General features: G+C 71.5%; 13 protein-coding genes and 1 pseudogene. 7 read left to right on the forward strand and 7 right to left on the reverse strand.

Going from position 1 to position 13,940, the window contains the following annotated elements; all coding sequences use genetic code 11:
* Positions 1 to 13: 13 nt before the first annotated feature.
* Entirely contained in the window at positions 14 to 1,042 is a 1,029-nt protein-coding gene (locus OG254_RS10945; RefSeq protein WP_351199375.1) for a phosphatase PAP2 family protein, read from the forward strand.
* A gap of 90 nt (positions 1,043 to 1,132) precedes the next feature.
* Here OG254_RS10945 and OG254_RS10950 read toward each other — a convergent pair whose 3' ends face one another.
* Complete coding sequence (locus OG254_RS10950) at positions 1,133 to 1,348, reverse strand: I78 family peptidase inhibitor (RefSeq protein ID WP_351201136.1); 216 nt, start codon at positions 1,346 to 1,348, stop codon at positions 1,133 to 1,135.
* A gap of 460 nt (positions 1,349 to 1,808) precedes the next feature.
* Here OG254_RS10950 and ctaD point away from each other — a divergent pair.
* A pseudogene (ctaD, locus tag OG254_RS10955) lies at positions 1,809 to 3,494 on the forward strand (cytochrome c oxidase subunit I); the annotation flags it as partial.
* Here the strand turns inward: ctaD and OG254_RS10960 are convergent.
* The 4 genes from OG254_RS10960 to OG254_RS10975 form a co-directional block, all read right to left on the reverse strand.
* On the reverse strand, positions 3,382 to 4,422 hold the full coding sequence (locus tag OG254_RS10960) for a helix-turn-helix transcriptional regulator (protein ID WP_405580036.1): 1,041 nt from the start codon (positions 4,420 to 4,422) through the stop codon (positions 3,382 to 3,384). The pseudogene ctaD and the gene OG254_RS10960 overlap by 113 nt on opposite strands.
* Before the next feature lie 7 nt (positions 4,423 to 4,429).
* The gene (locus OG254_RS10965; RefSeq protein ID WP_405580039.1) at positions 4,430 to 4,876 is read right to left on the reverse strand and encodes a hypothetical protein; all 447 of its coding nucleotides are present in this window, start codon (positions 4,874 to 4,876) and stop codon (positions 4,430 to 4,432) included.
* 76 nt (positions 4,877 to 4,952) lie between these two features.
* Positions 4,953 to 6,248 carry an ABC transporter substrate-binding protein gene (locus OG254_RS10970; protein ID WP_405580041.1) on the reverse strand — a complete coding sequence of 432 codons (1,296 nt, stop codon included), beginning with the start codon at positions 6,246 to 6,248 and terminating at the stop codon, positions 4,953 to 4,955.
* A complete protein-coding gene (locus OG254_RS10975) occupies positions 6,223 to 6,774 on the reverse strand; it encodes a hypothetical protein (RefSeq protein WP_405580044.1) in 552 nt (183 codons plus the stop codon). Before OG254_RS10975 ends, OG254_RS10970 begins: the two co-directional genes overlap by 26 nt.
* 177 nt (positions 6,775 to 6,951) lie before the next feature.
* Here OG254_RS10975 and OG254_RS10980 point away from each other — a divergent pair, with 177 nt between their 5' ends.
* From OG254_RS10980 to OG254_RS10990, 3 genes are read left to right on the forward strand one after another with little or no spacing between them, the layout of a single operon-like run.
* Entirely contained in the window at positions 6,952 to 7,428 is a 477-nt protein-coding gene (locus tag OG254_RS10980) for a hypothetical protein (RefSeq protein WP_405580046.1), read from the forward strand.
* An 11-nt stretch (positions 7,429 to 7,439) separates the two neighbouring features.
* Entirely contained in the window at positions 7,440 to 10,178 is a 2,739-nt protein-coding gene (locus tag OG254_RS10985; protein WP_405580048.1) for an ABC transporter permease subunit, read from the forward strand.
* The gene (locus OG254_RS10990; RefSeq protein WP_405580050.1) at positions 10,175 to 10,855 is read left to right on the forward strand and encodes an ATP-binding cassette domain-containing protein; all 681 of its coding nucleotides are present in this window, start codon (positions 10,175 to 10,177) and stop codon (positions 10,853 to 10,855) included. Before OG254_RS10985 ends, OG254_RS10990 begins: the two co-directional genes overlap by 4 nt.
* On the opposite strand, the gene OG254_RS10995 is transcribed toward OG254_RS10990, so the two are convergent.
* Positions 10,785 to 11,321, reverse strand: a complete 537-nt coding sequence (locus OG254_RS10995; protein ID WP_405580052.1) for a transglycosylase family protein — start codon at positions 11,319 to 11,321, stop codon at positions 10,785 to 10,787. The genes OG254_RS10990 and OG254_RS10995 overlap by 71 nt on opposite strands.
* Before the next feature lie 104 nt (positions 11,322 to 11,425).
* Entirely contained in the window at positions 11,426 to 12,112 is a 687-nt protein-coding gene (locus OG254_RS11000; protein ID WP_405580055.1) for a transglycosylase family protein, read from the reverse strand.
* 539 nt (positions 12,113 to 12,651) lie between these two features.
* On the opposite strand from OG254_RS11000, the gene OG254_RS11005 reads away from it, so the two are divergent.
* Complete coding sequence (locus tag OG254_RS11005) at positions 12,652 to 13,434, forward strand: hypothetical protein (RefSeq protein ID WP_351201118.1); 783 nt, start codon at positions 12,652 to 12,654, stop codon at positions 13,432 to 13,434.
* Positions 13,435 to 13,568: 134 nt separating this feature from the next.
* Positions 13,569 to 13,919, forward strand: a complete 351-nt coding sequence (locus OG254_RS11010; protein ID WP_147996894.1) for a hypothetical protein — start codon at positions 13,569 to 13,571, stop codon at positions 13,917 to 13,919.
* Positions 13,920 to 13,940: the final 21 nt, after the last annotated feature.

The following is a 13,940-nucleotide window of genomic DNA, read 5'->3' on the forward strand; positions in this document are numbered from 1 at the left end:
TAACGTCGATTGGGTGTGTACCGAACGAAAGCTGACCCGTCTGGACCGGGTCTTCGCCAGGCTGGACCGGGAACCGGAACGCCCGGCCCACATCGATGTGCCGCGGATGACCCGGCACAGGATCGTGCTGTTCTCCGCGACCCTGGCCTTCTACGGGGCCATCGTGTGGGCCGTCGTCATCACCTCGTGGCTCGTCCGGCTCGACTGGCAGGTCATGTTCTTCCGCCCCTACCAGCAGTGGGCGGAGATCCACGCGTTCGTCGACTACTACGTGGTGCTCGGCCAGCGCGGCCCGACCGCCGTGATGGTCGCGGCCTGGCTGGGCTGGCGCTCCTGGCGCCAGCACACGCTGCGTCCGCTGCTCGCGCTCGGCGTCTCGCTGCTGCTGCTGAACATCACCGTCGGTGCCGCCAAGCTCGGCATGGGCCGCCTCGGCCCGCACTACGCGACCACCATCGGGTCGAGTGAGATGGGCCTGGGCGGCGATATATTTCCCAGCGGCCACACCGCCAACGCCGTGGTGACCTGGGGAATCCTGGCCTATCTGGCCTCGACCCCGAGAGCGCGCCGCTGGCTGTCGGCCCTGTCCGCGGTGACCTCGCTGGGCGTGGGTCTGTCCACCGTGTACCTCGGTACGCACTGGCTGAGCGACGTGCTGCTCGGCTGGGCCGCCGGTCTGCTGATCCTGCTCGCCCTGCCGTGGTTCGAGCCGCTGATCGCCCGCGCCGAGACCTGGCTCTTCGACCTGCGCGACCACTGGCGGGCACGCCGGGCCGGCTCCCTTCCGCTGGCGCCCGCCCCGGTCGGAGCCCCGGTGCAGCTCAAGCCGCGCCCCACGGCCGTCGACGACGAGGCCGCGGCACGCGAGGCGTCGTCCCCGGCCCGCTCCCCGCGCGCACCCGTCTACCTGGCGCCGGGCCCCCACACGGCCCGTGCGGAGCGCACGCCGGTCACCCCGGCCGGCACCCGCCGCCCGCCGCACACGGACCGCATCACCCGAGGCGGCGGGCCCCAGGCGGCCCGCCCCCTCACCGGCGGCTGACCCGCCCCCGCAGCGCGGGTTCGGTACACACGACCACCCGCACGGCGACGGCCCCGGCTCCTCCACAGGAACCGGGGCCGTCGCCGTGTGTCAGCCCTTCCAGGCCCGCGTCACCTGGCCGTCCTTCACCTCGAAGTTCAGCCGGCCCACGCGGTACTCCATGGTGATGATCGCCCCCGGCGGCAGCGAACGCACCGTCGACCACCCACGGTCACGGGCGAGTCGCTCAGCCCCCTCGGCGGCGAGACCGACGTACGCGTCCGGGTTGTCCTGGGGTTCTGCGGGGGGTTTCGGAATGGGTGCCATGCAGCCAACGCTAGGGCCTCGCCGAGGGATCGGGCCAGATCCGACCGGGATCCTTTGAAGCGGCCATCCGGGGGCACACGTCCCTCTCGGGTCACGCTTTTGTCACAGAATCACGACATGCGTTTCGGTCACTTCCACATTGACGGACCGTCACACGGACGAGGGATTCTCTGGGCCTTCTGCAGGCATTCGATCGTAATTCCCGCGTGTCGCGCCGCCCTCTCCGATAGCGCGGCGGAAAAGTTCCCGAGGAACTGCCCGCGGACTCTTTTTCTCCCCGTTTCCGCGCGGGTCACGGGAGCCGGCGCCGCACAGAAAGTACATGGTTCCACCACAGGACCTCCGTACGCCCTCTGTCGGAGCGCCGCCGACGCGAGCATCATGGCGTGAGCTCGCGTCGGCGCGTGCGACGCGGGCTTCAGCGGGCCCGGGACGCGACGAGCGAAGGGGCGAGCGAGCGATGGGGACGCAGACCGCACAGGCGACGACACGGCCCATGCGCAGCCTCCAGCCGGGCGGCCGTGTGGTCGTCGACTGGCTGACCACCACCGACCACAAGAAGATCGGCCATCTCTACCTGATCACGTCGTTCGTGTTCTTCCTGGCCGGCGGTGTGATGGCGATGCTGATGCGGGCCGAACTGGCCCGGCCCGGGATGCAGTTGGTGAGCAACGAGCAGTTCAACCAGATGTTCACCCTGCACGGCACGATCATGCTGCTGCTGTTCGCGACCCCGTCCTTCGCGGGCTTCGCCAACGAGCTGATGCCGCTGCAGATCGGCGCCCCGGACGTCGCCTTCCCGCGGCTGAACATGTTCTCGTACTGGCTGTTCCTGTTCGGCGGTCTGATCGTGATGGGCTCGCTGATCGTGCCGGACGGGCCGGCCGCCTTCGGCTGGTTCGCCTACGCCCCGCTCAACAGCCTGGAGCGCTCGCCCGGCATCGGCCCCGACCTGTGGATCATGGGCCTGGCGCTGGCCGGCTTCGGCACGATCCTCGGCGCGGTCAACTTCATCACCACGATCATCGGGATGCGCGCCCCCGGCATGACGATGTTCCGGATGCCGATCTTCACCTGGAACACGCTCTTCACGTCGATCCTGATCCTGATGGCGTTCCCGGTGCTCGCGGCGGCCCTGCTGGTGCTGGAGGCGGACCGGAGGTTCGGCTCGGTGGTGTTCGAGGCGGCCAACGGCGGGGCGCTGCTGTGGCAGCACCTGTTCTGGTTCTTCGGCCATCCCGAGGTGTACATCATCGCGCTGCCGTTCTTCGGCATCATCTCGGAGATCATCCCGGTCTTCAGCCGCAAGCCGATCTTCGGCTATCTGACGCTGATCGGAGCGACGATGGCGATCACCGGTCTGTCGGTCGTGGTGTGGGCGCACCACATGTTCGTCACGGGCGCGGTGCTGCTGCCCTTCTTCTCCTTCCTGAGCTTCCTGATCGCCGTCCCGACGGGCGTGAAGTTCTTCAACTGGACCGGGACCATGATCAAGGGCTCGCTGTCCTTCGAGACCCCGATGCTGTGGGCGACCGGCTTCCTGGTGACGTTCCTGTTCGGCGGTCTGACCGGGGTGATCCTGGCGTCGCCGCCGATGGACTTCCACGTCTCCGACTCGTACTTCGTGGTCGCCCACTTCCACTACGTCGTCTTCGGCACGGTCGTCTTCGCGATCTTCGCCGGCTTCCACTTCTGGTGGCCCAAGTTCACCGGGAAGATGCTCGACGAAAGACTCGGCAAGATCCACTTCTGGACGCTGTTCGTCGGCTTCCACACCACGTTCCTGGTGCAGCACTGGCTGGGCGCGGAGGGCATGCCGCGCCGGTACGCCGACTATCTGGCGGCCGACGGCTTCACGACTCTCAACACGGTCTCGACGATCGGCGCGTTCGTGCTCGGCCTGTCGACCCTGCCGTTCCTCTACAACGTCTGGAAGACCGCCAAGTACGGCAAGAAGGTCGAGGTCGACGACCCCTGGGGCTACGGCCGCTCCCTGGAGTGGGCGACCTCCTGCCCGCCCCCGCGGCACAACTTCACGACGCTGCCGAGGATCCGCTCGGAGTCCCCGGCGTTCGACCTGCATCACCCCGAGCAGACGGAGCTCGAGGAGTCCCGCGCTCCAGCGCCCGGGACAGCAGGTCCCGGGCCTGACTGATCGTCTCGGTCAGCCCGTCCGGCTCCAGCACCTCGAACTCGAAGCCGATCATCATCACGTGCAGCACCATCACGTCGAGGCCGGCGGCCCCGGTGCGCAGAATGCAGGCGCCCTCCCCGTCGGCCTCCAGCGTGCCCGCGGAGGGCGAGACGCGTTCGGCGGCCTCGGACAGGGGAACCAGCAGCCGGATGACGGCGTGTGAGGCGTACGCGCGCGTGGAGACGCCCTGGGAGACATACGCGGCGAGGTCCTCGGCGGGCGGGGTGCGCGGGGCGAAGCGCGGGCCGTGCGGCGGCCTGGGCGTGATGCGGTCGACGCGGAACGTCCGCCAGTCGTCGCGGTCGAGGTCCCAGGCGACCAGGTACCAGCGGCGCTCGCTGCACACGAGGCGGTGCGGTTCGACGCTGCGGCGGGTGGGGGCGCCGTCGTGGTTGCGGTACTCGAAGCGCAGGCGCTCGGCGTCCCGGCAGAGGTGGGCGAGCTCGGTGAGGACGGCCGGGTCCACGGTGGAGGGCTGGGGGCCGCGCAGCATCGGCACCGTGTAGGCGTTGAGGGCGCCGACGCGGCGGCGCAGCCGGTTCGGCAGGACCTGCTCCAGCTTGGCGAGGGCCCGCACCGAGGTCTCGCCGATGCCTTCGATGCCCTGGCCGGCGGCGGTGCGCAGGCCGACGGCGACGGCGACGGCCTCGTCGTCGTCCAGCAGCAGGGGTGGCAGTTCGGCGCCGGCGCCCAGTTGGTAGCCGCCTCCGGTGCCGGGGCTGGCGTTGACCGGGTAGCCCAGCTCGCGCAGGCGGTCGACGTCGCGGCGGATCGTGCGCGGGGTGACACCGAGCCGACCGGCGAGTTCGGGGCCGGACCATTCGCGGTGGGCCTGGAGGAGGGAGAGCAGCCGCAGGAGTCTTGCGGAGGTGTCCAGCATGGGGCGCCTAATGGCTCGGGAACGCGGGTTTCGTGGGCGGGTGCGGGTCCATGGTGGCTGATCGCCCAGCTGCCCGCCCCCCTAAGCGGGTTGCCGGTACCCGGCATTCGACGCTCAGGTTTCCTTGCCGGGTCTCGTACGGGACCCGGGAGGCGGAGGGGTGCACGTCCATGGCACCCGGCGCCAGACGATGGTCCGATTCCTCCTCCGTGACGCTTGCGTACGCGTCCCAGTGGCCCTCCGGCAGGGACACGCTGCTGGGCAGAGCGGCGCGCAGGCGGCCCGTCGTGGCCGGGGCCAGGGGCAGGGTGACCTCCTCGCGGCCCTCGCGGTGGCGCAGGACGAGGTGAGCCGCCTCGGTGGACCCGGCGGCGGTGACGTCGAAGGTCAGTCCACCGGCCGAATCAGCGATGCAGTCGGCGCGCAGTGGTGCGGCCTGCGGCACGGGCGTCATGCGCTGCGGTTCCTCCCTCGGCTCTGTGCTGTGTCGGTTGGAGGTTGGACCGGCGGTACGGCCTTTTGGTTGCGCCTCACGGCTGGTACGACAGCTGCGGCACCTCGAAGCACGTGTCGTTCATGTCTGACTGCGACACCCAGCCCCGGCCGTCCTCCCAGCGCGCCACCGACAGACAGGTCCGGCGGCTCTTCGGCGGCTCGGGCAGCCTCTCGAACCTGACCGGAATCAGCAGGCCGTCGGCGGTGTATCCCTGGCTGCGGTTCATGTGGTCGTCGACGCACGCGCGTGTGACGCCCTGTCCGGCGCACGCCTTCGCCGCGTCCGTGAACCACATCGCCGCGGCCCAGCCCTCCAGCTGCCACTGGGAGTGGGTCTCAAGGCCCAACGAGGCGTCCCGGAACTCCCGTACGGCGTCCCGGTCGGTGTCCTCGAAGTTGCGGGACGAGCCGGTCGCCCACAGGGCGTTACGGCAGCGCGGGGAGTCCTTGTAGTCCTCGGCGACGGTGGACGTCCAGTTCTGTACGTTCGTGACCTTGGCGGTGACCTCGGCGCCGACGTCGTCCATCGCCTCGCACAGCCGGGCGTTGCCGTGCGTGTCGATGGCGTCGAAGACGAGGTCGGCGCCCTGTTCCTTCAGGTCGGCCGCCACCGCACGGAAGTTGGGCAGCGCGAAGTCGACCTGCTCGGTGACCACCTTGTAGCCCTCGGCCTTCAACCCCCGCTCGACGAGCCGGGCGTAGGCGGCGGACGCGGGCTGGTTGTAGGAGACGACGGCGGCCGTACGGGCGCCGTGCTCGCGTTTGAAGTAGCGGTAGACCTCCGTTCCGCCGTACTGCTTGCCGTCCCAGCCGGTGGTGCCGTCGCGGGGCGCGAGGCTGCCGTAGATGCCGTACAGGTGCGGCCAGGTGTCGTAGGCGGCCCCGATCGGCTGGCCGCCGATATCGGGCACGCGCGCGCGTGAGACGCGTGAGGCGCCCGCGTAGTCCAGGGCGGTGGTGGCGACCAGCGCGACGACCTTGTCCTCCTCGATCAGCTCGTGCACGCATTCGTTGTTGCCGACGCCGCTGCCGCCGTCGTCGCACTCGCGCACCTCGACCCGGCGGCCGTCGATGCCGCCGCGCGCGTTGAGGCGGTCGAAGTACGCCTTGGCGCCGTCGCGCGGGCCGGTGAAGGCGTCGCCGCCGACGGGGCTGGTGGCGCTGGTGATGACGCCGACGCGGATCGGGGTGCCCTGCGCGGCCGGCTGCGAGGGTGTGCCCCGTTCGCGGTGCTCGAAGTCGCTCTCCGGCAGCCTGCTGCCGCACGCCGTACTCAGAGTCAGCAGCAGCACGGCAATCGCCGCCTCAGCACCCAGGGATCGGTGACCCATTGCCGCTCAACTGGACCAGCGCGCACAGGGTCTTGGCGGACACCTTCCAGGTGCCGTCCTGTTCGACCGCGGTCCCGGAGGCGTTCGGCAGGGCGGTCGCGCCCTTGAGGGTCAGGTCGTACGTCACGTTCGCCTCGGTCGGCGAGGTGAACTCGATCTTGGAGACCTGCGCCTGAACCTGCCCGCCGCGCTCGTCACCGCTGAAGGCCTGGAGGACCGGCGCCATCTGCTCGCCGTTCTCCAGGACGGTCTGCTTGTCCTCCGTGGTGGTCTTCGGGTCGAAGAACTTCTGCCAGTTCTGCTTGATCTCCGTCTCGGCCGCCCCCGCGTCGGCGGGCGCCGTCGCGGCCGGTGACTGCTCGGTCTGCTCGACGGTCGGTGTCGGCGGTGTCTCGTTGCCGCCGCCTCCCTCGTCGTCGCTGCACGCCACGAGGGCCGGGGCGAGGAAGAGGAGCAGGGCGGCCGCCAGCACCGTCCCCCGTCCCCTGCGTGCGCCGCGGCGCCTGAGGTCGCTCCCGAGAACCATCTGGCTCACCACCGGGTGTCGATCCGGGCCGTGTGCGCCCGGTGCTTTCAGGGTCAGCTTGCAGGAGGCATAGTGCAAGCCATTGGCTGACATGGACAGGCACATGCGCGGAAAGCCGGTGCACGGGCACCGAAACCGGATGCGCATGCACCAGGACCCGACGTGTGGGAGCCGGCGATGCGGACAGCCCGACTGCGGACCGTGCACCCCGTGCTGTGGGCCGGCTGGGCCGCGCTCGCGGCCGGCGCCGTGCTGTGCGTCATCGGCTGGTACGGCGTCTCCGGCGAGCGGTTCGCCGAGCGTCAGCTGCCGTATCTCGCGTCCTGCACGGTGCCCGGCGCCGCGCTGATCATCGCCGGTTCTGTGCTGCTGACCCACGGCCGGGGCGCACTCGCCTCCGCGCGCGTGGACGAGCTGTACGGCCTTCTGGTGGCCGCGGAGCCCGCCGACGCCGATGAGTCCGGGCAGGACGCCACGGCGCCCCTGGCGGTCAGCGGGGACCTGCTGATGGTGCCCGGCGGCACCCTCTGGCACCGCGCGGACTGCCCGCTGGTCGCCGGGAAGGTGGAGGCCGTCCCCGTCGACGCGAAGCTGGTCCGCAGCGGCGAGCTGGGCCCGTGCCCGATCTGTGAGCCCGCCGAAGCGGACGCCTGAGGTCCGCCCCGATGTCCTCCCTCACGTACGACCTCACGCTGGCCGGCCTGTCGGTCGGCAGCGCCGCCGCGCTCACCGGGATCGGCCTGGTCGTGACGTACCGCGCGACCGGCGTGCTGAACTTCGCGCACGGGGCGATCGCGATGGTGTGCGCGTATGCGCTGCGCCAGTGCGTGGTGGAGTGGGGCTGGCCGCTGTGGGCGGGCGCGACGGTGACGCTGCTGATCCTGGCCCCCGGCATCGGGATGCTGCTGGAACGGTTCGTCTTCCGGCCGTTGTCCGTCCTGGGCAGCGATCCGGCGCAGACCCTGGTGGCGTCCATCGGCGTGTTCGTGCTGCTGGTGGGCGGGGCGGCGCTGCTGTGGGGCCAGGGGGCGCGCGACGACGCGCCGGAGCTGGTGTCGGCGGACCCCTGGGGCCAGCTGGCGGTGGCGCTGCTGCTGGCGGCCGGGGTCGGCGCGGTGATCCGCTGGACGCGCTTCGGCCGCGAATTGCGTGCCGTGGTCGACGACCGGCAACTTGCGGTCCTCGGGGGCATCGACGCCGACCGGGTCGCGGCGGCGGGCTGGGCGTTCGGCTCGTTCACGGCGGGCCTGACGGGCGTACTGCTGGCGCCGTACGTGCGCCTGGACCCGTACGGCCTGCCGCTGCTGGTCATGGAGGTGGTCGCGGTCGCGGTGGTCGCGCGGATGCGCAGCCTGCCGGTCGCGGTGGTGACGGCGCTGGCCATCGGGGTGGCCCAGAGCCAGCTGACGCGCCTGCACCCCTCGGGCTGGGGCGCCCCGCTGCTCCAGGCCGTCAGCACGAACCTCTTCGTTGTGGCCCTGCTGATCGCGGCCCTGGCCCTGCCGAGCGTCGGCACGCGCGACGCGCTCCCGCGCACGGCCACCGCGCGCGTGCCGACCCCTCCAGGCGCCTGGATCGTGGCGATCGTCCTCTTCCTGCTCCCTCTCGGCTTCGCGGGCTCGGACCTGCATACGTCGGTGCAGGTGCCGGCGCTGGGCGTGGTGCTGCTGTCCCTGGTCGTCGTCACGGGCCGCGGCGGCCAGATCTCGCTCGGGCAGGCGGCCTACGCGGGCCTGGGCGCGCTGTTCACGGCCCTGCTGGCGGCGGGCCGCTTCCCTGGCCTGCCGCGCCTGCCGGAGCTCGCCGCACTGGCGCTGGCGGTCGTCCTGGTGGCCCCGCTGGGCCTCCTGACGGGCTGGCCGGCGATCAGCCGCCGCGGCCTCGCTCTGGCCCTGGCCACCTTCGCGGTCGGCGTCGGTGTGAGCCGTTTCGTCTTCGCCCAGCCGTACGCGATCTCGGGCCTGTCCCTCGGCCGCCCGGCGGGCTTCGAGGGCGACCGCGCGTACTACGTCCTGGAACTCGTCCTCCTCGCGGCGGCCCTGCTGGCGACCTGGCTGCTGCGCCGGGGCCGCACCGGACGGGCCCTGGCGGCGATGCGCGACCACGAGTCCGGGGCGTCGGCGGCGGGCGTCCAGGTGCCCTCCCTCAAGCTCCTGGCCTTCGTCTCGGGCGCCGCCCTCGCTGCCCTGGGCGGCGGCATGCTCGGCATGGGCCTGCGCGCCTTCGACCCGGCCGCCTACGACCCCGTCCGCGGCCTCCTCTGGTTCGCCGCGGTGGTCGTCCTGGGCGCCGACAGCACCCTGGGCGCCCTGGCAGCGGCGGCCCTCCTGGTCGGCCTGGACGCGGGCGCCCGGGGCGGCGTGGCGGCTGCGCTGATCGGGGTGCTGGCGGTGCTGGTGGGACGGTTCCCCGGGGGGCCGTACGAGGCGGTTCGGACGGCGGCGGGGAGGCTGCGACGGCGGCCGACGCTGACGGAACTGGGCACGCAGGTCCGCAGGCGCCTGCGCCCGACGGGCGGGGAGGCCGGACCCCGGCCTGCGTTGGCGGGGGTGACCGTATCGACCACGACACGCGCGGCCGCCGACGGCGTTCGGCCCCCACAAGGGCCACCCGCACCCGACGACGAAACCCGCACGGGCGGTGCGGATGGGAACCCAAACGCGGCCGAAGGCCGCGTGCACCCCCACGCACCCGCACCCGCACCCGCACCCACCCTCACCACCCACCACCTCCAGGCCCGCTACGACAATTTCACCGTCCTGGAAGACATCACCCTCACCGTCCCACCCGGCCACATCACCGCGATCGTCGGCCCCAACGGCGCGGGAAAGACGACCTTGTTCCACTGCCTCGCCGGCACCCACCGCCCCGCACAGGGACAAGTAAGGCTCGGCCCCCGCGACATCACCCACCTCCCCGCCCACGCCCGCACCCGCCTCGGCATCGCCCGAACCTTCCAGCAACTGGCCGTCTTCCCGTCACTGACCGTCGCCGAGAACGTCCGCGTGGGCGCCGAGCAAGGACGAGTCCAGGACCCGTCAGCCGTGGAACGCGCCCTGAGACTCCTCACCCTGGACGGCCCCGTACGTTCCCTGCCCGCAGCCGGCCTCCCCACCGGCACACTCCGGCGTGTCGAGTTGGCCCGGGCCCTCGCGGGCGGCCCACGCGTCCTGCTGCTCGACGAACCCGCCGCCGGCCTCGACACGGCGGAAGTCGGAGCGCTCACCCGGGTCCTGAAGGCCCTCGCCGCGGACGGCATGGCCCTGCTCGTCGTCGAGCACGACCTCGATCTGGTCGCCGACCTCGCCGACACCGTGCACGTCATGACGGCGGGCCGCATCGTCGCCTCCGGCCCACCCGACCGCGTACTCGACGCGGCAGGCACCCAGGAGACCCCGGCATGACGACCCTCTCGCTGCGCCACGCGCGCGTGCGCTACGGCCCCTTGGAGGCCCTCCACGGCGTCACCATCGCCGCTGCGGGCCCCGGCCTCACCGTCCTGCTTGGACGCAACGGATCCGGCCGTACGACAGCCCTGCGCGCGCTGGCGGGCACGGTGCGCCTGACCGGCGGCACGGTGGTCTGGGACGGCGTCGACGTGACCCGGGTGGCCGCCGACGAGCGCGCCCGCCGTGGACTGTGCCTGGTCCCCGAGCGGCAGGCGGTCTTCGGCTCCCTCACCGTCCGCGAGAACCTCGAACTCGCGGCCCCGTCGTACGACAGCGCCCTGGACGCCTACCCGCGGCTGGAGTCCCTCCTCGCGCGCCGCGCCGGCACGCTGTCCGGCGGCGAACAGCGCATGCTGGCGCTCTCCCGCGCTCTGCTGGCACGCGCGCGTGTCGTGCTCGTGGACGAACCGGCGCAGGGCATGTCGCCGACGGTCGCCGCCCGTACGTACGAGTTGCTGGCCGGCCTCGACGCGTGCGTGATCGTCGCCGAGCAACGACTGCCGCCCGTCCTGCGGGGCAGGGCGGCAGTCGTTCACGAACTGCGGCGGGGCGCTGTCGTGTTCAGCGGAGAGGCGGGCGAATATGAGCGACGGGCAGCCGCACGCCCAACCGGCCCGCGCCCCTCGGCATGAGCAGCAGGCCGGGGGTCAGGCGGTCCTTGGTGACGTCGGCGCGGGGCTTCTCCAGTTTCATACGGCCCTTGAGCCCGTACCGCCTGGAGCAGTTCGGCCAGGCTCCCCAGCCCTGCACGGCCACCACTTTCCGGGCGATGGCGATCTGCTCCTTGCGGGTGGCGAGATCCGCGCGCGGGGCGTACTTCCGCCCGCCGAAGCCCTCCCAGGTCGGCTGCGAGAACTGGAGTCCGCCGTAGTGGCCGTTGCCGGTGTTGATCTTCCAATTGCCGCCGCTCTCGCACTTGGCGACACAGCCCCATGGCCAATGACTCTTGGCACAGGCCAGGGACGCGGGTTTGGGTGGAGGGCCGGAGGCCGGATGTGGAGCCGCCACCTGAGGTGCGTACGTGGCGTGCGACGCGCCCGGGGTGACGGCGGTCAACAGGGCGGCGGTGAGGGCGATCGTGAGCGGTGCGTATTTCATATGAGCACGCTAGGCAGCTCATTGCCGCCGACCGGTGCGGCGCGTCCGACGGCCGCAGGTGCCCCACCCGGTCGGCGGACCGGGCGGGGCCCCGAGGGCGGCGCTCAGAGTTCGAGGCGCTGCCCGGGCACGATCAGGTTGGGATCGGCGCCGATGACGGACTTGTTAGCGGCGTGGAGCTGCCGCCAGGTGGTGCCGTGCCGGGCGGCGATACCGCTCAGCGTGTCGCCCGCGCGGACGGTGTAGTCGCCGCGAGACGCGTCGCGGTTCGTGTGCCCCGAGGAGCGCTCCGGCGTCTGCGACGGAGTCGACGGGGCCGACTTGGCGGTCGACGGGGCCGCCTTGCCGGAGGAGGGCGCCGAGCCGGCGGCGGAAGCCGCGGGTGCGCTTCCGTTCGCTCCGGCCCGGGCCGAACAGGTCGGCCACGCGCCCCATCCCTGGGCGCGCTGGACCTTGGTGGCCACGGCGATCTGCTGGGCCCTGGTGGCCTGGTCCGCCGTCGGCGCGTAGGCCGTACCGCCGTACGCGCGCCAGGTGGAGGCGGAGAACTGAAGTCCGCCGTAGTAGCCGTTGCCGGTGCTGATGTGCCAGTTGCCGCCGCTCTCGCACTGTGCGATGCGGTCCCACACTCCGCTGTCCGCCGCTGTGGCGTTGCCTGTAGCGGCCAGCAGTCCGAGCGGGGCGAGCAGTGCCGCCCCGGCGAGGACCGCCGTCGTACGAGTCCGGCTTCCGTTCGAAGCCTTCGGCGCCTTCCGAGCGTTGTCGTGAGTGTTATCGGCACATTCGGACATGTAGGTCCCTCTCGAAGAACCCGGGATCCCCCAAGGCGGAACGCCGCTCACCACGCCATGAGGCGCGTGAGCCGCGCTCGCCCCGTCCGCCGACAGGTCGTGCTGTGAAGCTGGCTGGTGCGGTCGGCGGACGTACCCGAGCGGTGCTCGTTGCACACGGCGGAGCAATGTAGGGACTTCGACCGGTCGACATCAACCAACTCCTTGTCAGGCCAGGCCAGTTCGCCGTTACCTCCGGTATCGGCGATTTTCGGCCACCCACTTCATTCGCTGATTTCCGGATTTGTCGACCACCATCCCTGACGATCTGTGATACACCCCACGCAACCAACTTCCTTCCATTTCCCAGGACTTGACGGTGAGTGGGCAATTCCGCACGCAAGGTGACCCTGCGCGTTGGATGGTTCGATTCCGTTCGCCGTCGTGCGTGACTCCCGCCACAGATCGCCCGTTGTCTTCTTCATGAGCCCGGGACCCGCCCGGTTCACGGGCCGGGAGCCACCCGGCCCCGCCACGCACCACATCCCGAGGAGCCACCCGTGCCGCGCATGCTCGATGTCAGCGACGAGGTACGTGCCGAGATCGGCGACGAGGAAGCCGACCGGCTGCTCGCCGGGGAGAACGCCCCCGGCAGTTACGACTGCACGTCCTGCCGCACCCCGGGCGACTCCGAACAGGAGCGCACCAGCACCGTCCTGTTCATCGGGGACGAGACCGCCGTCCTCGCCTTCGCCCACGCCACCTGCCTGCCGTCACAGGTCGTCCAGGTCACCGAGGAGCAGCTGCAGGGCGCCGTGAAGTCCATCACCGGTGACCGGGTCGACCTGGAGCCCGAGTCGATCGTGCCGGAGCAGGCCGTGCTCGGCGTGACCAGCGGACTGGTGCTGATCGCCGGGGAGTTGCACCCGGCGCTCGTCGTCGAGCCGACCGGGCCCATCGTGCGTCCCGGGGCGGTGGGCGCCGGCGACGACTTCCTGCCGCTGCTCATCGAACAGGGGTTCATGCCGGCGACCGAGCTGACCGATGTGCCGCCGGTGCTGCACGGGTGGTCGGTGCTGCTGGCCATGGGACAGCTGCACGCGGTGCTCCAGCCGGGCACGAACGGCGGGCAGCCGGTCGCGTGGTGGCAGGCGCATCAGCCGCTGCTGGTGACGGACGGCTGGCGGGCCGCCGCGAACAAGCATCAGCAGGTGCTGATGTTCGCGGCGCCGGTGGGGTCCATCGGGCGTCAGCCCAGGGAGGATCTGCTCCGGGACGCGCTGGACAAGGCGGCGGCGAACGGGAAGTTGGTCGCGGCGGCGCTGCCTCTCGCCGGAACCTGAGAAGCACCTGTTCAGCGGGAGCTGTGCGACGGTCAGCGACTACGGGTCACAGGTGGCCGGTCGCGCGGTTCCCCGCGCCCCTTTACGGCGTTACCCGGCCGCATCTCTTCCGGTGCCGGGTCGTTTGGACATACGTGCATGCATACGACGTTCCCCACCTTCAGGGCGGCTCATCGCCCACGCCGATCTACGACGCGCTCTACGCCGAGTACGTCAAGTCCTTCCGCTCGCTGCCGGGTGATCGCAGTGGCGAGGAGGACCTGGGCTTCATCGCCTTCGGGAACATCCAGCGCGGTACGGGTCCGTACGGCGGCCATCGCCCGGGGTCGTTCAGCAGTTCGTACAGCGCCTACAGCGCGGGGGCACACAGCGCCCGCCACGGCACCGGTCAGCAGCCGCAGTGGCAGCGGGTCGGGCACATCGGCCCGCAGGGCACGGGCATGCACCACGTCCCGGCCGCGCTGCCGCCGGCGCGCAGGGGCTGAGCACATGGAGGAAGGGGCGGC

The organism is Streptomyces sp. NBC_01092 (assembly GCF_045039535.1).
Lineage (GTDB): Bacteria > Actinomycetota > Actinomycetes > Streptomycetales > Streptomycetaceae > Streptomyces.